At 68.6% G+C, this 21,700-nt stretch carries 16 protein-coding genes and 2 pseudogenes; 3 read left to right on the top strand and 15 right to left on the bottom strand.

The genetic code is table 11. From position 1 onward, the window contains the following. Positions 1-20 precede the first annotated feature (20 nt). From MCBMB27_RS08080 to MCBMB27_RS08060, 5 genes and pseudogenes are all read right to left on the bottom strand, one after another. Positions 21-1,187 carry an efflux RND transporter periplasmic adaptor subunit gene (locus MCBMB27_RS08080; RefSeq protein ID WP_170861806.1) on the bottom strand — a complete coding sequence of 389 codons (1,167 nt, stop codon included), beginning with the start codon at positions 1,185-1,187 and terminating at the stop codon, positions 21-23. 25 nt (positions 1,188-1,212) lie between these two features. Beyond that, positions 1,213-3,021 (bottom strand): ABC transporter ATP-binding protein, encoded by a 1,809-nt coding sequence (locus MCBMB27_RS08075; protein ID WP_053608521.1) that lies wholly within the window; start codon positions 3,019-3,021, stop codon positions 1,213-1,215. A gap of 18 nt (positions 3,022-3,039) precedes the next feature. Beyond that, the gene (locus MCBMB27_RS08070) at positions 3,040-3,636 is read right to left on the bottom strand and encodes a TetR/AcrR family transcriptional regulator (RefSeq protein ID WP_043757309.1); all 597 of its coding nucleotides are present in this window, start codon (positions 3,634-3,636) and stop codon (positions 3,040-3,042) included. A 772-nt stretch (positions 3,637-4,408) separates the two neighbouring features. Then, positions 4,409-6,100, bottom strand: a complete 1,692-nt coding sequence (locus MCBMB27_RS08065; protein ID WP_053608520.1) for a methyl-accepting chemotaxis protein — start codon at positions 6,098-6,100, stop codon at positions 4,409-4,411. Between the two features lie 724 nt (positions 6,101-6,824). After that, a pseudogene (locus MCBMB27_RS08060) lies at positions 6,825-8,951 on the bottom strand (putative bifunctional diguanylate cyclase/phosphodiesterase). A gap of 1,240 nt (positions 8,952-10,191) precedes the next feature. On the opposite strand from MCBMB27_RS08060, the gene MCBMB27_RS08055 reads away from it, so the two are divergent. Together MCBMB27_RS08055 and MCBMB27_RS08050 are read left to right on the top strand one after the other, a co-directional pair. After that, a complete protein-coding gene (locus tag MCBMB27_RS08055) occupies positions 10,192-11,655 on the top strand; it encodes a methyl-accepting chemotaxis protein (RefSeq protein ID WP_053608518.1) in 1,464 nt (487 codons plus the stop codon). A gap of 797 nt (positions 11,656-12,452) precedes the next feature. Next, positions 12,453-12,725, top strand: a complete 273-nt coding sequence (locus MCBMB27_RS08050; RefSeq protein ID WP_374701287.1) for a hypothetical protein — start codon at positions 12,453-12,455, stop codon at positions 12,723-12,725. 334 nt (positions 12,726-13,059) lie between these two features. Here the strand turns inward: MCBMB27_RS08050 and MCBMB27_RS08045 are convergent, their stop codons facing one another. The 9 genes and pseudogenes from MCBMB27_RS08045 to MCBMB27_RS30965 all read right to left on the bottom strand — a co-directional run. Continuing rightward, positions 13,060-14,700: a LysM peptidoglycan-binding domain-containing protein gene (locus tag MCBMB27_RS08045; protein WP_075380199.1), complete on the bottom strand. Its 1,641-nt coding sequence runs from the start codon at positions 14,698-14,700 to the stop codon at positions 13,060-13,062. A 102-nt stretch (positions 14,701-14,802) separates the two neighbouring features. Continuing rightward, the gene (locus tag MCBMB27_RS08040; RefSeq protein ID WP_075380198.1) at positions 14,803-15,282 is read right to left on the bottom strand and encodes a YidB family protein; all 480 of its coding nucleotides are present in this window, start codon (positions 15,280-15,282) and stop codon (positions 14,803-14,805) included. A gap of 177 nt (positions 15,283-15,459) precedes the next feature. Then, positions 15,460-15,843: a CsbD family protein gene (locus MCBMB27_RS08035; RefSeq protein ID WP_075380197.1), complete on the bottom strand. Its 384-nt coding sequence runs from the start codon at positions 15,841-15,843 to the stop codon at positions 15,460-15,462. Between the two features lie 73 nt (positions 15,844-15,916). Beyond that, on the bottom strand, positions 15,917-16,120 hold the full coding sequence (locus MCBMB27_RS08030; RefSeq protein ID WP_043346039.1) for a CsbD family protein: 204 nt from the start codon (positions 16,118-16,120) through the stop codon (positions 15,917-15,919). Positions 16,121-16,202: 82 nt separating this feature from the next. Next, positions 16,203-17,126: a PhnA-like protein gene (locus MCBMB27_RS08025; protein ID WP_075380196.1), complete on the bottom strand. Its 924-nt coding sequence runs from the start codon at positions 17,124-17,126 to the stop codon at positions 16,203-16,205. A 46-nt stretch (positions 17,127-17,172) separates the two neighbouring features. After that, positions 17,173-17,679, bottom strand: a complete 507-nt coding sequence (locus MCBMB27_RS08020) for a CsbD family protein (RefSeq protein WP_043346042.1) — start codon at positions 17,677-17,679, stop codon at positions 17,173-17,175. A 67-nt stretch (positions 17,680-17,746) separates the two neighbouring features. After that, positions 17,747-17,920: a CsbD family protein gene (locus MCBMB27_RS08015; RefSeq protein WP_075380195.1), complete on the bottom strand. Its 174-nt coding sequence runs from the start codon at positions 17,918-17,920 to the stop codon at positions 17,747-17,749. Positions 17,921-18,013: 93 nt separating this feature from the next. Then, positions 18,014-18,202, bottom strand: coding sequence for a helix-turn-helix domain-containing protein (locus MCBMB27_RS30970; RefSeq protein ID WP_418287733.1), 189 nt, complete (start codon positions 18,200-18,202; stop codon positions 18,014-18,016). 75 nt (positions 18,203-18,277) lie between these two features. Further along, positions 18,278-18,484 (bottom strand): annotated as a pseudogene (locus MCBMB27_RS30965) (helix-turn-helix transcriptional regulator); the annotation flags it as partial. 211 nt (positions 18,485-18,695) lie between these two features. On the opposite strand from MCBMB27_RS30965, the gene MCBMB27_RS29515 reads away from it, so the two are divergent. Further along, complete coding sequence (locus tag MCBMB27_RS29515) at positions 18,696-19,016, top strand: hypothetical protein (RefSeq protein ID WP_139231553.1); 321 nt, start codon at positions 18,696-18,698, stop codon at positions 19,014-19,016. 532 nt (positions 19,017-19,548) lie between these two features. Here MCBMB27_RS29515 and MCBMB27_RS08005 read toward each other — a convergent pair. Further along, entirely contained in the window at positions 19,549-21,501 is a 1,953-nt protein-coding gene (locus tag MCBMB27_RS08005) for a YgiQ family radical SAM protein (protein ID WP_043381846.1), read from the bottom strand. Positions 21,502-21,700 lie beyond the last annotated feature (199 nt).

The following is a 21,700-nucleotide window of genomic DNA, read 5'->3' as shown; positions in this document are numbered from 1 at the left end:
TCGGTTCGATCCCGGCGACGTCAGGGCTTGGTGGCGGCGGCCGTCCGGGCGGCCTGCCAAGGCATGGGGTTCACCGCCATGCCGGGCTGCAGCCTCTGAAAGCCCTCGACCACGACGGTGTCCCCGGCCCTGAGGCCCTCCTCGACGACCCAGCCGGAGTCCGTCAGCGCCCCCGCCCTGACGGGGCGCAGGGCGGCCGTCCTGTCCTCACCGACGACGTAGACCTGCGCGACGCCGGCGCTGCTGCGCTGGATGGCCTGGGCCGGGACGATGACCGCGCCCGGCAATTCCCCCTGCGCGACGCGGACGCGGACGTAGGTGCCCGGCAGCAGGGCGACCTTCGGGTTGGGGAAGCTCGCCCGCAGCGAGACCTGCCCGGTGCCGGGGTCGACGCTCACATCCGTGAACAGCAGACGCCCGGCGTCGGGGTGGAGCGAGCCGTCCGGCAGGACCAGGCGTACCTTCGTCTCCCCCTGTCCCGGACCGAGGCCGGCGAGCCGCCCGGCGTCGGCGGCGGAAGCGTTGAAGTCGGCGAAGATCGGGTCGACCTGCTGGATCAGCGCGAGCTTCGTCGCTTCGCCCTGGCCCACGAGGGCGCCCTCCGTGACCATGGCCCGGCCGATGCGGCCGGCGATGGGCGCGCGGACGGTCGCGTAGTCGAGGTCGATCCGGGCCCGAGCGAGTTGCGCCTTCGCGCTCGCGACGTCGGCCTCGGCCTGCCGCAGGGCGGCGGTGGTGATGTCGTGCTGGGCGGTGCTGGCCGCCTGGCGCTCCAGCAGCGTCTCGGTGCGTTCCGATTGCCGCAGTGCCTGCACTCGCGTGGCCTCGGCCCGGTCGAGGGCGGCGGACTTGGCATCGACCTCGGCCCGGTACACGGCGGGGTCGATGCGGAACAGGACGTCGCCCTTCCTGACGAGGCTGCCTTCCTCGAAGGCGCGCTCTTGGATGATGCCGGCGACCTGAGCCCTGACCTCGGCGACCCGCGTCGAGGCCAGGCGCCCCGGCAGGTCGAGGGTGCGCGGCACCGTCGCCGCCTCGGCCGTAATGGTCGAGACATCGGGGGGTGGACCCGCGATTCCGGAACCGCCTGCCGCCTGGCCGTTCGCCGCCGGCTTGCAGCCTTGCAGGATGAGGGCGACCGCGAGGGCGAGGGCCGGCATCCGCCGCATGTGTGTGCTCGGAGACATGGAATCCGTCCGTGGGTCGAGGCCGTCAGGCCGCCTTGCGCACGAGGCGCGCGTAGGCGCCGTCGCGGGCGAGCAGGGCTTCGTGCGTCCCGCACTCGACCACCGTCCCCCGGTCGAGCACGACGATCTGGTCGGCGCGGCGCACGGTCGAGAGGCGGTGGGCGATGGTGATGGTCGTACGGGGCTTGGCCGGGCGGGCGAGGGCCTCGACCATCGCCCGTTCCGTCGCCGTATCGAGGGCGCTCGTCGCCTCGTCGAGCAGCAGCACGCGCGGGTCGCGCAGGATCGTCCGGGCCAGCGAGAGGCGCTGCCTCTCGCCGCCCGAGAAGCGGTGACCCCGCTCGCCCACGGCGGTGTCGTACCCGTCGGGGAGCGCCGCGATCAGGTCGTGCAGTTGGGCGATGCGCGCCGCCTCGACCATCTCGGCCACCGTCGCCTCGGGCCGGGCGAACAGCAGGTTCTCCGCGACGCTGGCATGGAGGAGGAACGGGTCCTGCGTCACCACACCGAGGATGTCGGAGAGCGAATGCGCGCTCAGGTCGCGCACGTCGACGCCGTCATAGAGCACGGCGCCCGCGTCGACGTCGTAGAGGCGTGCCAGGAGATGGCCGAGGGTCGACTTGCCCGAGCCGGTCGCGCCGACGATGGCGGTGTGCGAGCCGGCGGGGATGTCCACCGTGACGCCGCGGAGCGTGGCGGGTCCCGACCGGTCGTAGGAAAACGTCACGCCGTCGAGGCGCACGTGGCCGGTGACCTGCGCGGGTTCGAGGATGACGGGATCGGGCCGCTCGGTGATCCCGGCCGGCTTGTCGAGGTACTCGAAGATGCGCGCGAACAGCGCCCGCGTCTTCCGGACCTCGACGCCCGTGCGCAGCACCTCCTCCAGCGGGAACAGCATCTGCTCCTGCAGCGCGATCATGGCGACGAGCGTGCCGACCGTCATGGCCGTCCCGGCGTTCATCATCCAGCCGCCGAGGAACAGGGTCAGGGCCGGCAGGGCCTGCAGAACGAGATCGATGACCGACCACTGCCACTGGCCCGCGGTGTGCGAGCGGACCTCCAGGGTCGCCACCTCGCGCGAGGCCCGCGCGAAACGCTGCGCCAGGTGCGGCGTGCGCCCCATCGTGCGGGCGAGGACGATGCCCGAGACCGACAGGGACTCCTGCACCGCCGCGGTCATCTCGGCGATCCGCTCCTGCTGCGCGTAGGTGGTCTCCTCGCGCATCCGACCGACGCGGTTGCTGATCCAGGTCGCCAACGGCAGAACCAGGAACGAGAACAGGGCAAGCCGCCACTCCAGCAAGAGCATGGCGGCCGCGGTCATCGCGACCGCGCTGGCGTTGCGCGTCGCTTCGCCCGCGGTGTGCGTGACCAGCGCCTGGAGGGCGCCGATATCGCTCGCGATGCGCGCCTGGATGTCCCCGCCCCGGGTCGCCGTGAAGAAGCCGAGCGGCAGCGACTGGAGGTGGGCGTACACGCGGACCCGGAGGTCATGCATCAGCGCCTGCCCGACCTTCGCGGTGACGAGGGCCTGGAGCACGCCGATGCCGGCTGCCAGCGCGGCGAGGCCGACGAGGCTCCCCGCGAGCAGCCCGAGCAGGCGCACGTCGCCCCGCGGCAGCGCGACGTCGATGATCTCCCGGAGCAGGAACGGGGCGGCGAGCCCCGCCGCCGTCGCGAGCGCGATCAGCCCGAGGACGAGCGCGATCCGGCCCGCGTAGGGGCGGAACAGGCCGAGGACGCGCCCAGCGGAAACGTGCCGGGCGGCCAGGTCGCCGTATCCCGTGAGGTCATCCGGCCCGTCCGTCCCGTGGACGGGGGCGAATCCGTGCATCGAAGTCGATCCCATCGCTCAGCCCCTGTCCCCGCCCGAGGCTGGCTTCGGTTCGGCCAGGGTCATCGCGATGAGCCGTGCGCGGAGCGCGCCGAGTTCCGGCACCGGGTCGGTCGGCTTCTCGCGCACGAGGTAGGCGATCCATGCGCCGTCGGCGGCGAGCCGGACGAACTCCAGGTCGGCATCCCCGTCGGTGTCCCGGTGGCGGTGCAGGCGTTCCGCGAACCAGTCCGACACCATCCGGCGCAAGGTGGGCTCGGCGAGAATCGAGATGTGTAGGGCAGCCCACTGGCCGCCCTCGGTGATCATCGGGTCGTGCAGGGTGATGTCGACGTAAGCCCGCGTGTACCGCCCGTACGGACGAGGATCCTTCGCCATGGCGGCGTCGATATCTGCGTCAAGCTGCGCGATGAGGTCGGCGACGACGCCCTCGACCAGCGCCTGCTTGCTTGGGAAGTGGTGGAACAGCGCCCCCTTGGTCACGCCGGCGGCGTGGCTGACCGCCTGCACCGTGACGGCGGCCAAGCCCTGTTCCAACGCGAGCTTGGCGGCGCAATCGAGGAGCGTCCGCCGGACGAGCTCTGGCTGCTTCTTGCGGTTGTAGGCGGTCGCCATGCCCCCTCCTTGACGCACGGCAAATCGGCGCCGCCTCAAAGATACCTACCCAACGGTATCTTTCAAGTCGAGTGCTCCATCCAGTGCTTCCCAAGGCTTCCCCCTCGGCGAGCGAGCCTGCCGATGTTCGCAATGCGTGACGTGACGAGGAGTTTTTAAAGCCCACCCGACTGCATCCAGCCGGTACCTTCTAGCGTCCAGAAGCCGCCGAGTGGCTCGGATCGGCAATTTTTGGCGCGTCAGGTTTCCGGCCAAGCTGCGCGGTAGCTGCCGGAGCAGATGAGCCAGAGGACGCAGTCAACTGCCTCCTGTGGCTGTGTCGCCTGTCGGTTCTAGCCTGTCGCTCGCTGTTGCAGCAGCGGTCCTCGTGAGGGGGGGGACGGGATGCTGACGCAGTCCATCACAGGTATGGCACGGCGGCGCTGGCAGGCTGAGCGGCCGTTTGAAGAGCACACCAAGGCAAGCCTATAGCGGAAGCTCAAAAGCCCGGCCGTGCGCAATACCGTTAGGGAGCAGGTGCACCAAAAACTGATGCTTCGCGAGCGGGAGCCGATTTCCACGTAGCGCGTCCTGGTCCGCGCTGCTCTTCGGCGTCCGTGTCCGCTTTCGAAACTAAAACATAATGATCCAAGCGGCCGGGTCGGGTTGGGTCGGGAGCGAGAGGACGGCTTGAGGTGATTTCCTGTCTGTCCGCCTCCGCTCGAAGATGAGGCGGAAGCGGGCGTTCAAGGATTCGGTCGGCCTCTTACGTGCTCGCGACGAGAGGCTCGTCTCAGGCGGCACGCACGGTTGCGAGGAAGCGGCTGACCTCGGCGCCGAGATACTCGGATTGCCGCGACAGCTCCGAGGCCGCCGACAGGACCTGCGAGGCCGCCGCCCCCGTCTCCTCCGACGCCTGCGCTACGCCGGCGATGTTGCCCGTCACCTCGTTGGTGCCGGTCGAGGCCTGCGCGACGTTGCGCACGATCTCCTGGGTCGCCGCACCCTGCTCCTCGACGGCGGCGGCGATCGAGGTGGCGACGCCGCTGATCTCGCGGATCCGCCCGGTGATGCCCGCGATCGACGTGACCGCCTGGCCGGTCGAAGCCTGGATCTGGGCGATCTGCCCCGAGATCTCGTGCGTGGCCCTGGCGGTCTGCTCGGCCAGCGCCTTCACCTCGGAGGCGACCACCGCGAAGCCCTTACCCGCAGCCCCGGCCCGCGCCGCCTCGATGGTGGCGTTGAGGGCGAGAAGATTGGTCTGGCCGGCGATGTTCGAGATCAGGCCGACGACGTCGCCGATGCGGGAGACGGCGGCGCTGAGTTCCTGGACGCGCAGGCCGGTCTGATCGGCCTCGCTCACCGCGAGATGGGCGAGGCTGGCCGACCCCTGCACCTGGCGGGCGATCTCCTGCACCGACGATCCGAGTTCCTCGGCCGCCGCCGCCACCGTGCTGACGTTGGAGGCGGCCTCCTCGGCCGCCGCCGCCACGGTCGTCGACTGGCTGGCGGTCTCGGTGGCCGTGGCGGTCATCGCCTGCGCGGTCGCCTGCAGCTCGGTCGCGGAGGACGACACCGTGCCGATGATCCCGCCGACCGCGGCCTCGAAGCCGTCGGCCATCTGCCGCATGCCGGCCTTGCGCTGCTCTTCGGCGGCCAGGCGCGCCTGCGCGGTCTCCTCTTCGAGCCGGCGCGTGCGGATCAGGTTGTCCTTGAACACCTGAACGGCCGCCGCCATCGCGCCGATCTCGTCGCGGCGCGCGCGGTGGGGCACCGCGCCGCTCGTGTCGCCCGCGGCGAGGATCGTCATCGTGCCGGTCATCGCCTGGATCGGGCGGGACACGCGCAGCAGCACGAAGGCGGTCGCGCCGCAGGCCGCCAGCACGCTCAGCACAATCGAGAGATAAGCCGTCACGGTCGCGGAATCCGTCGCCGCCATGGCGCTGTCCGCATCCGCGCGCGCGCCGCGCTCGTTCAGGGCGACATCCTTGACCAGGGTGTCGCGCGCGGCGTTGTAGAGGTCGATGTTGGCCGGGTCGGCCATGAGCCGGGCACCGTCGGCGCTCTGGCCCGCCTCCGCCAGGCGCGCCGCCTCGCGGCCGACGGTCTGGTAGCGCTCCCAGGTGGCGCCGAACGCGTCGTAGAGAGCCCGCTCCTCGGCGGACGAGATCAGGGGCTCGTAGGTCGTCCGGGCGGCCGCGAGCGCCACGACGGCCTCATCGATCTGCCGCGCGTTCTCGGCCCGCTGCTCGGGGCTGCCGGACAGGGTCAGAGTCCGCAACTGCTTGATGCGCACGTCCGCGGCCGCGGCGCGGATGTTGGTGATCGCCACGACGGAGGGGAGCCAGTTCGTGGCGACGCCCGTGACGTTGGCCCGGATGCCCGAGAGCGTCAGAGTCGTGAGAACGGCTTGGCCGGCGCACAGGAGCGCGAGGAGGCCGAAGGCGGCGAGGAGTGACGCTTTGACTGTCAGGTGAAGGCGCATGATCCGGTCCTGGACGGGGCACCCCGCACGGCCGCCCAGCGCCTGCCGGAGTGGAGGCGGTGACGCGGCCACACGGGCAAGATGGGGGAGCCTGGATCGGCTTCCCGCCCTCACAGGCAGCCCACCAAGCAACCTGCTCTTCGCCGGGAGAGCCTTAATATTTATATTCGAACCGGCTATAGGTTGCTTCTTCGGCGATCAACCAATGGTGATTGACCCCGTCAATGTCCTGCACTCAGATCTTATTAGATCCATCAGAAGTTGTTACCCTTGGAGCCGCAAATCGACGCGCAACCGTCATCCGATCAGCGCTCGTGCGCGTTCAGGGGATGAAGCTGCACCTTAGCGTCGAAGCAGTCGGTCATGTGCCGGCATCAAGCGTCCGCTTGAGGAGTGCCTGACCGGCAGCTTGAATGCCTCCACTGGGCCGGAAGCGGGAAGGCCTCTCAGGATGGGTTCGGGACGATCCGCTCCCCGTTCTGTCTGGGGCGTAAGCGGACGCCCTTCAGACGTGCGCGGTTTATCGCGTCGGCCGAACGGCAGCGCGGGCGGTTGCACGGAAGCGTGCAACCGCGTCACCGACAGACTTGGACCGGCGCGACAGCACCGAGTCTGCCGACAGGATGGCCTGCCGCCGGCCTCGTTTCTTCCGACGCCTGCGCGCCGTCAGCGATGGTGTGGAGCGCAGCATCCCTGCCGGGTGAGGCCTGCGCGACGCAAGGCATCAACGGGCAGTCAATGCGGCCGGCATGTCCTCCCTGATCCTCAGCCCGAACCGATTGGCAAAGATGTCAGCCGGCATCGGCTTGCCGAACAGGTAACCCTGTCCCTCTTGGCAGCCCTTCGTCCGCAGGCGCGTGTACTCCGCCTCGGTCTCGATCCCTTCGGCGATCACGTCCAGCTTGAAGCCGTGGCCAAGCTGCAGGATCGCCCGCACGATCGTCATGTCCTAATGCGATGCCAGCTTTCCCGTGACGAATGAGCGGTCGATTTTTAAGCGTGTCAGCGGGAAGCGCTTCAGCAGGCTGAGGGAGGCGTAGCCGGTGCCGTAATCGTCGAAGGCGATGCCGACCCCGACCTCGCGGAGGTTGCGCAGCGCGACGACCAGTTGCGCGTCGTGGCGCAGCACGATGTTCTCTGTAATTTCCAGTTCGAGACCGTCTGCCTGCAGTCCGCTTTCGGCCAGAGCGACTTGAACCGTCTCGGCGAGGTCCCCGCGCTGCACCTGGGCACTGCATAGGTTCACGCCGATCCGGAAGCGTGCGGCGCCCGCTGCGCGCCACGCCACGGCCTGTCGGCAAGCGGTGCGCAGCACCCAGTCACCGACTTGTGCGGCGTAGCGACTCTTGTCCAACACGTCCAGAAACGCCCCGGGCGCGAGGAGGCCGCGCTCGGGATGCTGCCAGCGGATCAGCGCCTCGGCGCCGGTCAATGCTCCGTCCCGCATGCGGACCTGCGGCTGATAGAACAGCACGAATTCGTCATTCTCCACGGCACGGCCGAGCTCGTCCCGCAGCGTACGCGTGCGCTGGGCCCGCTCTCGGAGCATGGGGGCGAACAACCTGTAGCAATGTCGCCCCTCGCTCTTGGCTTGGTACAAAGCAAGATCCGCACAGGAGAGGAGATCGTCGGCATTCTCGCCATGGGCCGGCGCGAGGGCGATGCCGACGCTCGTACCGACCCGGAGGGTCTGCCCCGCGTGCTCGAACGGCTCCGCGACCGCCGTGATGATCGCTTCGGCGACCGCGGCCGCACGCAGAGGATCCCCGATGTCAGGCATGATGAGCACGAACTCGTCACCGCCCAGCCGGGAGACCGTATCGATGGGGCGCACGCAGGCCAGCAAGCGTGCAGCCATCGCCTTGAGGGCGGCGTCGCCCGTGGCATGCCCGTGGCTGTCGTTGATCTCCTTGAAGCCGTCGAGGTCGAACATCAGCACGGAGACGGCCCGCATGGCCGTGACGATCTCGGTCAACCGCTCGCGCAGCACGGCCCGGTTGGGCAGTTCGGTCAGGGGATCCAGATGGGCGAGGCGGAACAGGCGCTCCTCGTTGGCGCGCCGCTCGCGAATGTCGCGGATGATCGCGCCGAAAGCGGGTTGTCCCTGCTCCTCCCAGCGCGACAGCGACAGCTCGATCGGGAATTCCGTCCCGTCCCGGTGCCGCGCGGGCAACTCGACGGTCTTGCCGAGGAGACGGGGTTCACCGCCGGCGGCGATCCGGTGCAGACCGCCGTCATGGCCCCTGCGCATGCGCTCGGGCACGACCAGATCGATCGATTGCCCGACCGCCTCGGTGGCGCAGTAGCCGAACAAGCCTTCGGCGGCATCGTTCCAGAAGGTGATATGGCCCGCAGCGTCCGCGCAGACGATGCCGTTCGGCGAGGTGGATGCAATCTGGAGGAAGCGCGCGTGACTTGCCCGCTCGGCAACCTGCAGCCGTCGCAGTTCCATGCGGTCGAGGGCGAGGTCCGCCAGATTCCGCAGGATCGTCTGATCCGCGGCGGAGAAGCCGTGATGTGGCCGCGTATCGACGAGACACAATGTGCCGACGGCGTGGCCCGACGGTGCGACGAGCGGGATCCCGGCGTAGAAGCGAATATATGGCGGTCCAACAACCAGCGGATTGTCGCAAAAGCGTGGGTCGAGGGTGGCATCGAGGACAACGAGAGTGTCGCGCTGCGCGATGGTATGGGAGCAGAACGCGACCTCCCGGTCCGTCTCACACAGGTCAAGGCCGACCTTGGCGTGAAAGATCTGCCGGCTGCGGTCGACCAGTGAAACAAAGGCGGTAGGGACGTCGAACAGGCGGGTGGCCAAGCTGACGATCTGCGTGAAGGCAGGTGCCGGCACCGTATCGACGAGATCATACGCGGCGAGTGCTGCCACGCGGTCGTCTTCTTCGATGAGGACAGGTGGCCTCATAATGGTTTCCGAGTGTGTGTTCGTCTGTTTCTAATTTAAAATTGTTAAAAAAATACCTAAGGTAGGCAGCGCCGCGAGTGTCGCCGACGCTGTAGCGGTCGCAGAATTGCCTCCAGGACTTTTGCATCAATCGGTATAAAGCTTGAATTTTTCAGAAATAGGTCAATTTTGATTCAACAAGCTGGCGAATGATCCAATGCATGTTAGGTCATGACCCCTTCAGTGAATCATTTCGACGATGGCAATCGGCGCTTGCGAGCCGCCGAAACCTCGCTCCACGGTGCATCGGATACCTCCCGAGAGGATAGAATCCGCACGCCGTTTCGTAGCCCTTCCTCCATCAGTCTGCCGGAGTTGTCGGTGGTCTAGCGGGGCGTCTGCTTGCGGAAACGACAGGGAACCGTCGGGGCGGCCGGGTTGGGTCGGACACGGGAGGGCCGCTCAGGGTGATTTCTGCCGGTCCGGTTCTGAGCGCGAAGGCATCGAAGCGGATGTTGCCGCTCGCCCACTAAAAGCCTGCCCCGATGATCAGAAGATCAGATTACGGACAGCCCGATCCCGACTGTGCTCGATCGAGACTGAGGCTGACTTCCGAAATACCAAAGAAGCAACGGAGAGAGTCGACAGGCCTGTTTGACCCAACCCGATCACGGAAATTTGAACCACACTACTTGTAGTAGACTTGGTAAACACCCAAGAGGTCCAAGAATATAGTTTTATAAAGGCTTTATATAAGATTTTGGGGCGATAGGGGCGAAAGAATCTCTACGACCCATACATGAAAGAGAATGACGCAGGCTCGGCCGATTTTTGACCCGCCCGGACGACCCATTCGACCGAGAGGCGCAAACAGCATCCTCGTCGGCGGCTTCATCCTTCTCTGTGGGCTCGGCCCTGCCACCCTGTCGCTCAGCCCGCGGCACGATGAGCCTGTCGCGGTCTTACGCCTCAGCCCTGATGAACTGACGCCTGCGGCGATCGCTGGTGTCGACGTTCGGATTCTGTGGATGTCGCCGCGCGGGCACATCCTGATCCTCAGCTCTGCCCCACCGAATCTTGTGTGGGCGCTCTACCGAGAGGGCGCGACCCTTGTCGTTGCAGCTACCGCGGTGAGCGGCTGCTTGCCCAAGGCCTCTGCGTCATCATCCACGATTGGAACTCACCAGCTATGACGCCTGTCAGTAACCTCGCGGCGCTGCGCCACGCCTTCATGCCTGTGATGCTTGGGGGGCTGGGCCTGCTCTATATCGTGGCCGTCCTCACGGCCTGGGCCACGGACGCCAATCTTGCTGCTGCGGCTGCTTTTGGAGGCGCACTGATCGTCGTTGTCGGACTGGTCGCACGCGTCAATGGCCCAGCGGCGATCACACGCCAGCTCTCTTCCGCTGCAGCCATGTCGCTCGTTGGCTTGGTGGTGTTCGGCACGGCAGGAACGCATCTGCAAATCGACATGCACATGCTGTTCTTCGCTGCTCTCGCCGTCGTGGCCGGCTGGTGTTGCTGGAGCGCCATCCTTGCAGCCACGGGTGTGGTCGCTATCCATCATCTCGCTCTGAACGTGCTCTATCCGGCAGCCGTATTTCCGGACGGCGCTGATTACACCCGCGTCGTCATCCATGCCGTGATCCTTCTTGTCGAGGCCGGCGCGCTCATGCTGGCGGTCAATCAATTGGCGAAGGCGATGACGGCATCCGAGCATGCCACGGCGGAAGCCACGCGCAACGCTGAACTCACCCGGAAACTTGCTGAGGCGCAGGCTGTCGAGAACGAACTCAAGTTGCGCCGGGTGAGCGTGCTGGCCGTGATGATGACGGAGTTCGAGCACAACGTCTCCGCCCTTGTTCAGGGGCTGGCAGGCGCGGCCACCGAAATGGAGGCCACCGCGAACGCTATGGCGGTTACGGCTGCCGAAACCACAGAGCAGACTGTGGCCGCCGCCGGCTCGGCGCTCCAGACGTCGGTCAACGTCCAAACAGTCGCCGCAGCCAGCGAGGAGATGTCCGCGTCCGTGCAGGAGATCGTCCAGCAGGTCGGCCATTCAGCCGGTGTCGCCTATCAGGGCGTCGACAAGGCGAAGCAAACGGACCTTACAGTTCAGAAGCTTACCGTCAGCGCCGAGCGCATCAGCTCAGTCGTGTCGGTAATCTCCAACATCGCGTCGCAGACCAATCTGCTGGCGCTCAACGCCACGATCGAGGCGGCACGCGCTGGCGAGGCTGGGAAAGGCTTCGCCGTCGTCGCCGCGGAGGTAAAGCACTTGGCTGGTCAGACCACGAAGGCAACCGGTGAGATCGGTGAGCAGGTCGCCGAGATTCAAGCCGTGACGCATCAAGCGGTCTTGGACATCCAGGACCTGGAACGCGTCATCGGCGAGATCTCAGACACATCCATTGGGATCGCAGCAGCAATGGAGCAGCAGGGCGCCACGACGCAGGAGATCGCGCGGAATGTGGCTCATGCCGCGCAGGGGACGAGCCTCGTGACGGCGGCCATGACCAACGTGCGCGAGGGTGCAGGCCAGACGAGCGCCGCGGCAACTCAGGTGCTCGGTGCGGCCCGGGAGCTTGCACATCATGCGGAGAACCTGACGCAGGAAGTCTCGCGCTTCCTGGCAGGCGTGAAGGCCGCCTGATCTGCGCTCACTGATGGTGTCCGATGTCTCGCGCTGTTTGTTTCGAGACGACAAGTTGAAGTCGGCTCCCACCCCGAGCCGAAATTGCCGGACGGCCGACGAAGGGCTGCTTACGGGAAGGGCGCATGGCGCTCGATCGGCGACGGGTTTTCGCTCTTGGAGAAACGTGAGCGGGAATTCGGCGCCTTCGCTCGCCTGCAGGCACTGGTGGCCACGAAGGATTTCGCGGCGGGGCACGACAGCGAACGCGATGCACGCCTGAAACGCGAAAGCTTCAGCCTGACGGAGCGCGGAACCATCCGGCGGTGCGTCGAGAACGGTTCTCTGCGTGATCTCGGGCGCTCGGACGAGAGCCGTCGGCAGCGCATCCGCGCCGTGGCCCTACGGTATGGCGGCCAACGCGGGGGAGGGCGCGAACGGCTTCGAGCTCCGGCACCCCCCTGCTCGTTCGACCAGATCTCCACCGTCCTCCGTCAAGTCGTCCGGAGCCGCCGGAGGATCAGGTCCGGCGGCCGGCCCACGGCGGCAGGCCAGGCCCGTCCCGTCACGAAGACCTGACGCGGCGAACGCCCAGGACAGGGGCAACCCTCTCTTCCATCGACGGCTCGCCTCCGTTCAAGCAATGTTCATTTTCGTCATCGCGGAGCATCGACGCGAACGGATCGTCATTCTGTAGTATGCCTCGGAAATTCAAGTGGTGAAATTCATGGAAATTTGCACCACGGCATCTTCATGACGCGCTCTGAATACCTAAATCGTCGCTGCGGCCACGGAGATGCCGCGGAGGGAAGATTATCATGATGAAGCGTGTCGCTGTGGCCGCTGTGGCGGCGAGTGCCCTTCTGGCCGCCGGTCAGGCGGCCGAGGCGAAGGGCTGCATCAAGGGTGCCATCGTCGGCGGCATCGCCGGCCACTATGCCGGGCACGGCGTCCTCGGCGCCGTCGGTGGCTGCGCCGCCGGCCGCGCCTTGGCCAACCGCCAGGCCGAGCGCCAGCGGGCAGCCCCGTCCGTGAATACCGGCGGCCGGGTGCGCCCCTCTCAGGGCGCCGGCGGCTACGTCAGCTACTGAACCGGAGTCGGCGCCGCGCCAGCGCGGCGCCGCACGGGCGCGGCCTCGCTCTGCAACACGCAGGCGGCTGGAGCATCGACAAGATGCGTCCGTCGCACGCGCCCGGACCGTCGAAGCCGACAGAGAGGCGCCAGGGGCCGGCACGGAGTGCTCGGCAGCGCCTGTCGATGCCATCCGGCCCTGTCACGTCGCACAGGTCTGGTTGGTCGCTGTATCGGACCGGCCTGGCGGCGTCATAGCCGTCCCAAACCGAGGTTGACCCGCCGCCCAGACGAACCCGGACAACCCCGCCCACGCGGCGAAACCAGTCTTCGCAGCGTGGGAGATGACCCAGTCAGTCGCGCTTGCCGGTCTGGCCGGCGTCGACGACGTCCTTGTCCGGGAGCACGAGGACCTGTCCGGGATAGATGAGGTCCGGATCGCGGACTTGGTCCTGGTTGGCGTCGAAGATCAGCGTGTAGCGCTCGCCCTCGCCGTAGGTCCGGCGGCTGATCGTCCAAAGATTGTCGCCACGCACGATGCGGGCTGTCTCGATCCGGGGGACGTAGACTTCGGCCGAGTCCGCCATGGCCCCGGACGGAACGTCAGCCGCCAAGCTGCCGGTGCCGGTGGGTCGCGCCGGGTCCGCGCGCGGCGCCGCGGCATCTCCGGGGGGCCCTCGCTCCGACGGGTTTGGCACGGTGGTCTGCGGAGCTCCGCCCTGTTGGGTCGCCGCGTATTCCACCCCCTCGTCGTGGCCGGCACCGGGCGCCGTGAACGGCACCTCTGCCCGATCCCGGACCTTGCCCGTCACGGGATCGACCAGATCGAGCCGGACCCTGTAGTGGCCGGGCTTCACGCCCTGGCCGATGGTGAATGTCACGGTGCCGTCGCGGCCCACCGTTGCCGGGGCGACCGGCGAATCGTTCAGGTAGAGCCGCAGGCTGGCCCCGGGGGCTGCCCGTCCGGTGACGAAGAGCTTGCCTCCGTCCTGGGCATCGATGCTGACGACCTTGGGCGATGCCGTCGTCGCGTCGGCGACGGGCTTCTCGGCCGGGCGAGCCCCTCGGGGTGTGGGATCGGTCGGCGACGTCGCCCCGCCTGCTCGGCGCGCGCCGGTCCCGATACCCGTCGTCGGGATGCCGGCATCGGCGCCCGGCTCGTCTCGCCCGGCGTTCGGCGCATCCCGACCCGGCACCGTCGTGGGAGCCGGGTTACCCGGGGCCGGGCCATCCGGCCGGGACAGGACCTGGGTCGGCGCGTCGGGCGACGACAGGGCGACGAGGGGTCTGGCATCCCGGGCCGGCGCGACCACCACCGCGACGCGGGTCGACGACCGTTGCGTGTCGCCCTTCGCATCCGTCGCACGCAGCCCGATCTCGCTGCTCCCGGCCGGGAGGGGCGGTGGCGTGAGGGTGAAGTGCCCTCCGGCATCGGCCTGCGCGCGCGCCACGGGTTGGCCATCGACGAGCACCTCGACGGACGCGTTCGGCGCCGCCCGTCCGGCGATCACGGCGTCGCCGTTCGGTTCGACGCGCACGACATCGAACCCCGGCGCGGCCGATGCCGACGGGCGCGAAGGCGGACGGTTGGCCGGTGGGCCGGGCTCTTCGCGCGTCCGCGCCGACTGGGTCGTCCTCTCGTCCGCTTGGCTCGGCGTGCGGGCGGTCCCGGTGTCGGACGGCGGCAGGGCGGCGAGCGGCTGACCCGCGCCGTCCGGCGCGCGAGACACGACCCCGAAGGTCGCGTCATGGCGCTCGTAGACGAGCCCGGCCAGCCCCGTCAGGATCAACAGGCACACGAGCCCGATAGCCAGCCCCCGCCTGCCGCCGGTCGTGCGGGGGGCCGGCACGGGAGCCGCAACCGGGACCGGGACCGCGGTCCGTTGCATGAGGCGTGTCCGCGGGCGCCGGCCGAGCAGGGCCACGACCACCCCGAGGCCGGCAAGCGCGGCGATGAGCGCCGTGATGAGGATGCGACGCAGGGCGGTGATCATGGCGTGACGGTTCCCCCGCATCGTGCAAGCTGCCGCCTGATGCCGGCCCTGGTCGGCTGCCCGGCCGCCCCATAGGACGACCGGGACGTTCGGGTCCCGCTGTCAGGCGAAGCGGCGGCCGTCCGTCGCGTAGCGGTCGATGGCCGACGGCAGTTCGCGCGACAGGCGCGAAAGGATCTCCGAGCGGCTCAGGCCGGTCTGCTGGGTGAGGTGCTCCAGGGTCAGCGGGCCGATGGCGCGCTCCAGGTCCGGCTCGGCGATGTCGCGGTTGGCGCCCTGATTGACCCAGGACTTCGCCGTCTCGCCGTGGCCACCCTTGGTGAAGTGCTCGACGAGCTCGGCCAGCCCGCTGGCCAGCAGGCCGCCGACCCCGGCCGAGCCGACCCCGCCGAGCACGCGCTCGAGGTTGGAGGGAGCCGCGGACCCGATCGCCGGGGAGGTCCGCGCCACCGGCGGCACGACCGACCCGTGGGCGTCCCGGGCGGGAGTGCCGAGCCACTCCGCGATCTTGTCCCTGTTCTGGTAGCCCGCCACCGCGAGCAGGCCCAGCAGGGCGGTCATCGAGGGGTATCCCTTGCTCATGTCGCGTCCTTTCCGTGATGGATCGGCAGAAATCGCCGGGCTTGGCGGTCAGTAGCCGCGACGTGGCGGCGTGGTCGCCCGGCCGGTGACGCGGCGCGTGACGAAGGCGATCACGCGGGGCAGCAGGAAGGCGGTCAGAAGCTTGCGGATCATCGGGATCTCCAGGTTGGCGCGGTGTCAGCGCGAGGAACGAGCGAGCCAGCCGAGCGCGAAGGCCACGCCGACGAAGGCGAGCAGCGTCGTGGTGCGGTTGGCATCGGCATAGCGGATCGCGCGGCGGCCATTGGTCTGCACCCGGCGGCGGGCCTCCTGGGCGACATGGCGGCCGTCCTCGACGAGGTCGTCGGCGCGCTCCCAGACCTCGTGAGCGAGGTGACGGCCGTCCTCGGCGAGGTCCTCGGCCCGGTCGCGGGCGCGGCCGTAGGCGTATTGTGCGCCGCCGGCCACTTGATTGGCGGCGCCGCGCACTTGGCGGATCGGATCACCGGTCAGGCCGCCGACGGCGGTCTGGGCGCGACCCTGGAGGTGACGGGACGCGCCACGGATCTGGTCGCGGTTCATGGTTCACTCCTCTGCTCATCGGACACGGCTCTCTCGGGCGGCGCCGGCCGTACCGGCGCCGCTGGAGTCGCGATCAGTGCTTGCCGGTGACCTTGTCGGCGAGGTTCTTGGCGCCGTCCTTGACGTCGCCCACGGTCTTCTGCGCCTCGCCCTTCAGCTCCTGCGCCTTGCCCTCGGCCACGAGCTTGTCGTTGCCGGTCACGTTGCCGACGCCCTGCTTGACGTTGCCGACGGCCTCGTTGGCCAGACCCTTGAGCTTGTCGGTGGTGCTGCTCATCGTGCGCTCCTGCTTCGCGAGTGAGGCCGGATGCTCCGGCCGGTGAAGACCCCCGCCCGTGGGCGGGGGCCGGTTAAGGGGTTCAGACGCGGCGGGCGTCGTAGGAGGAGAGGAGCGTCGCCGGCTTCGGGGCGCCGAGGCGACCGCCGAAGAAGGCCGCCAGCGCGCCGAGGATCAGGGCGATGGCAGCGTAGAACGCGCCCTGGGTGGCGGCCGACTTGGCCGTCACGGCCGCGGCCTCAGCCTTCTGCTTGGCGGTAGCGACGGCCTGCTCGTACTGCTTCTGGTAGTCGTCGATCTGCGCCTTGGCCTGGTCGGGCGAGATACCCTGGGCCTTGGCCAGGGCGTCGGCGGCGCGGTTCTTGGCCTGCTCCTTCTGGGCGGGGTCACCGGTCAGCACGGCGCGCACCGCCGCCACCGCGGCATCACGAGCCGCCTGCGGGTCCTGGCCGGCGGCCTGCTGGCGGACCTTGTCCTCGATGCCGTCCAGCGGGTTCGAGATCTTCGACAGCGACGGCGCCGCCGCCTGGGCCGCCGTCTGCACGGTGCCGCCCACGAGGTTGCCCGCGCCGCCGAGCGCCCCCGAGACGGTGCTCAGCGTGCCGCCGACCAGGCCGCTGGCGGCCGAGGTCAGCAGGTAGAGCACGACCAGCGTCGTCACCGCCCAGGAGACGAGACCGTGCAGGGCGGCGGCGCCCGGCAGGGGCTTGCCCGAGAGCCGGCCCGCGATCAGGCCGCCGGCCAGCGAGGCGACGATGCCCGAGGCCACGAACCAGATGCCAGCGCCCATCGAGACGGTGGAGGCCGACGGGTTGTCGGCGGCGGTGGTGCCGACGGAGGCCAGGCCCACCCCGACGCCGACGAGGTTCACGATGACCTGGGTCACCAAAGCGGTGACGGCGCCGGCGAAGATGGCCCCCCAGGACACTTGGTTGAGCAGCACGGCACGCGTGTCGGCCTGCGTGGCTGTCGTGGCGAGGGGGGAAGCGGTCGTCTGGATGGTCACTCTTTCACTCCGGGTCTTGGGTCGTTCGAAGTCGTGGGTCGGCGGCTCAGTCGCGGGTGCCCGAGACGAGCAGGCCGAGACCGAAGCCGACAGCGCCGGCGATCAGCAGGGAGGCGAGGGGGTACTCGGCGACCTGGCCGCTCACACCGCCCTGGCCATGGCGCAGGGCGCGAGCGCCGCGCTCGTAAGCGTCTTCCGCGTAATCGGAGGCGTCGTCGGCGGCGCGGCGCACGGAGCGACGGGCCCGGTCGAAGTGGTCCTCGGCGGCGCCCTGCGCGCGGCGCGCCCGATCCTCGACGTCGTCGGAGCCGACGAGGCCGCCCACGGTCTCGCGAATTCGGCCGCCGATATCGCGGGCGGTGTCGGCGACGTGCTCGGCCGCGTCACGCACGGTGTCCTTGGCCTGGCCGTAGAGGTTCTCGGCCTGGCCGGCCGCCTCGCGGGCGCGCCCCTCGACCGAGTCCCGCCGCGAGCCGGTCAGATCGCCCACCGCGCCCTGCACCTTGCCGCCGATTTCCTTGGCGGCGCCCGTGATCCGATCCGTGTCAACCATGTCGTTCTCCTTGCGTGATGGTGGTGTGGGTCGGCGCCTCCGCGTCGGGGCGCCGGTCGAATTCGCGTCAGTCCCTACCCGGCTTGGCGGGCTGGATCCCGACGGACTTGGCGGCGCGGGCCTCGCGCTTCTGCCGTCGCCCCTCGGCCTCGACCCGGATGTCGCCGGTGAGCTTGCCGAGGGCTTCTTTGACCGAGCCCTTGAGGTGCTCGGCGGAAGTGGAACTCCTGTCTTCGGCCATGGGTGCTCCGTCGTGTTCGAGAAAACCCTGCACCGACGATGAGATGATCGTCCCGTCTCCGTGTTCAATGAGCAAATTATACCGGTACGGTAATCATTTTGCTCCAGAGACTTGCATCGAAAATCCGTTCCCTCGACCCCAGACGACCGCCCCCGACCCTTTGCGGACGCCGATCTTGCGGTGGATCGCGGCGTCGTGATTGCGTGAGAGGTTGAGCGTGCGGGCGTTAGCCGCGTTATTCCGGCCCGCGCAGACGAGGTTCAGGATCTGGCGCTCGCGCACCGTCAGGTTGACGGCGGATATCTTCGCCCGACCGACCTCCCGCCTTCGCAGGTTGGCGAGATTCTCGATGGCGCCACGGTCGCTGCGGTCGCGCAGGCAGAACCGGTCCCGGTACGCGTCCATGGTCGGCCCGAGCTCGTTCAGGCTCTCGGCACCCTGCATCGCCGGGGCGGCCGCGTTGGCACACCACGCGCTGGCCCAGTCGGGCTGGACCAGGATCTCGCCCTCACTCAGGCCGGCGATGATGGGCCGGAGTTCATGCCTGTCGACGTCCGCCGTCACCGCTTCCCAACCCCGTCCCGCGCTCACTGCCCCTCCGGCAGCCGGGCACAAACGGGTTGCGCACAAGCAGGTTCCAAAATTTATGTTATTATCCCGGTACGCACGTATCATTGACGCGGGGATCTGCGACTCAAGATTGATGCTCATCGCGCCTGCGGGACCGCCGGATGGTCCTGGGCGCCGCCCTCAAGACGACGGCGAGCCCACTCGCGTGCCCCATGTCGCCGAACAGTTTCGCTCGCCCGCCGTACACGGTGCCGTGATCTCGCCTGCGCGCGACGAAATCCGGCGAGGTCTGCGGAATTACTACTTAGACGTCGCGCTGCCCGATGAGAAATTCCCGTTGGCGGCTTCTTTCCGGCGCCCCTTGGAGGCGCTGGACACGGCCGAGACGCCGTCGGGCCACGGCTTCGCGGCCGAACTTGTCGCGGGGGTGCCGCATCTGCGTCGGTCTGCGCTGTCGCTGAACCGCGACGCCACCGAGAGCGACGACCTCGTGCAGTACACGTTGCTCAAGGCCCGGGAGCATTGAACCAGCTAGCGGCCCGGCGCTGCCTCGAAGGCGTGGCTTTTCACGATCCTGCGCAACAGGCACCGCGACGACCGGATCAGGCACCGGCGGGAGGTGCCCGACCCGGAGGGTTCGCACGCGGCAGGATTGTCGAGCCTCGCCGACCAGCAGCACCGGCTCGGACGTCCAGGGGTGCGCGACCGGCTCGAACTGGCCGGGGGAGCTGGCCCTCGTTTTCCGTCTCCAGCGGGGCCGGGATACTCAGGATGGAGGCGCTCGCGTCGGACTTGGCCCTCGCGCCTTCCCGGTCTGCAATCCTGCATCAGGGTCCACGACCTCGAAGGGCAGGTTGACGGCGTCCTTCGTGTCCCTCGGATCGAAGGCGCCCGCGTCGCCACGCGCGACCGCGCAAAGCCATCCGATTCCGAACACGCGCAAGCCGTGGCCATTGGTCCGCGCCCGACATCCATGGATGTCCGCGCTCGATCCATGTGGATGCAGCCTCGGTCGAACGCAGCTCTCGGAACATCCGTCGATCAGCCGCGCGCGGTCATCACTTCCTCAGCGGCACGCCCTTCGTGGTGAAACGCGGCGCACCCGGATGGCGCATGGGGCGCGGCTGGCCACCCGCCTTGCCCGCACCGGCGCCCGTTCCCGGCGGCTGCGAGAGCGGAACGAGCTGGTCCGGCCTCGGCCCGATGAGATCCGCGCGACCCATCGCCCGCAGCGCCTCGCGCAGCAGGGGCCAGTTCTCGGGATCGTGGTAGCGCAGGAACGCCTTGTGCAGCCGGCGCTGCCGCATACCCTTGATCGCGTCGACCGGCTCGCTGCCGCCGCGCCGCACGCCCTGCAACGGGTTGATCTCGGTGTGATACATGGTCGTGGCGGTGGCCATCGGCGAGGGCAGGAACGTCTGGACCTGATCGGCGCGATAGTCGTTCTTCTTGAGCCAGAGGGCGAGGTGCATCATGTCCTCGTCGGTCGTGCCCGGATGCGCCGCGATGAAATACGGGATCAGGTAGTATTTCTTGCCGGCCTGCTTGGCGGCGGCGTCGAACATCTCCTTGAAGCGGTCATACGTGCCGATGCCCGGCTTCATCATCAGGTCGAGGGGGCCGCGCTCGGTGTGCTCGGGCGCGATCTTGAGACGGCCGCCGACGTGATGGGTCACGAGCTCCTTGACGTATTCGGGGCTCCGGACCGCGAGGTCGTAGCGCACGCCGGAGGCGACCATGACTTTCTTGACGCCCTTCACCTCCCGGACCTTGCGATAGAGCCGGATCAGGTCGTCGTGCGAGGTGTTCAGGTTCGGGCAGATATCGGGAAAGACGCAGGACGGCAGCCGGCACGCCGCCTCGATCTTCGGGTCCTTGCAGGCCATCCGGTACATGTTCGCCGTCGGCCCGCCGACATCCGAGATCACCCCCGTGAAGCCCGGCGTCTTGTCGCGGATCTTCTCGATCTCGCGCAGGATCGAGCCCTCCGAGCGGTTCTGGATGACGCGGCCCTCGTGCTCGGTGATGGAGCAGAAGGTGCAGCCGCCGAAGCAGCCGCGCATGATCGTCACCGAGAACTTGATCATGTCCCAGGCGGGGATTTTCGCGTCCCCGTAGGACGGATGGGGAGCGCGGGCGTAGGGCAGGTCGTAGACCGCATCCATCTCCTCGCTGGAGAGCGGGATCGGCGGCGGGTTCAGCCACAGATCGCGGTCGCCGTGGCGCTGGACGAGCGGGCGGGCATTGCCGGGGTTGGCCTCCCGGTGCAGCACCCGCGAGGCGCGGGCATAGGCCTCCTTGTCGTCCTTGACCTGCTCGTAGGCGGGGAGCCGGATCACGGTCTCGCCGGGGCGACGGGCGGCGGCCTCGTCGGTCGAATCGAGATCGTCGGCGGGCAGCTCGGTGTAATGCGCGGGCACGCGGCGGAACAGGGCGACACCCCGGACGGCATCGAGTTCCTGCGGCGCCTCGCCGGCCGCGAGACGGTTCGCCACCTCGACCACGGCGCGCTCGGCATTGCCGTAGATGAGCAGATCGGCCTTCGCGTCCGCGAGGATCGAGCGGCGCACCTTGTCGGACCAGTAATCGTAGTGGGCGATGCGGCGCAGCGACGCCTCGATGCCGCCGAGCACGATCGGCACGTCCTTGTAGGCCTCGCGGCAGCGCTGCGTGTAGACGATGGTCGAGCGGTCCGGCCGCCGGCCGCCTTCGCCGCCGGCCGTGTAGGCGTCGTCGTGGCGCAGCCGGCGGTCCGCGGTGTAGCGGTTCACCATCGAGTCGAGATTGCCGCCGGTGACGCCAAAGAACAGTTTCGGCTTGCCCAGAACCTTGAACGGCTCGGCCGACTGCCAGTCCGGCTGGGCGATGATGCCGACCTTGAACCCCTGCGCTTCGAGCAGCCGGCCGATGATGGCCATGCCGAAGCTGGGGTGATCCACATAGGCATCGCCCGTCACCAGCACGATGTCGCAGGCGTCCCATCCGAGCGCCGCCATCTCGGCGCGGCTCATCGGCAGGAACGGCGCCGCCTTTCCGGCGGGCGGCGGTTGGCAGACGATGGGTGCCAAGGGTCGGTTGGCGGGCGCGTGGAGTTCCATGGGGTCTATGCATAGGCCGCCGAGGCCGCGAGCTCAACGAACCGCCAGAGGGAAGGCGGCCGTCGCCCCTGCATCAAACGCCAAGAGGCCGCCGGCACCGCCGCGGCCAAGG

It is taken from the genome of Methylobacterium phyllosphaerae (assembly GCF_001936175.1).
Classification (GTDB): domain Bacteria; phylum Pseudomonadota; class Alphaproteobacteria; order Rhizobiales; family Beijerinckiaceae; genus Methylobacterium; species Methylobacterium fujisawaense.
This window is presented reverse-complemented; position numbering and strand designations above follow the sequence as displayed.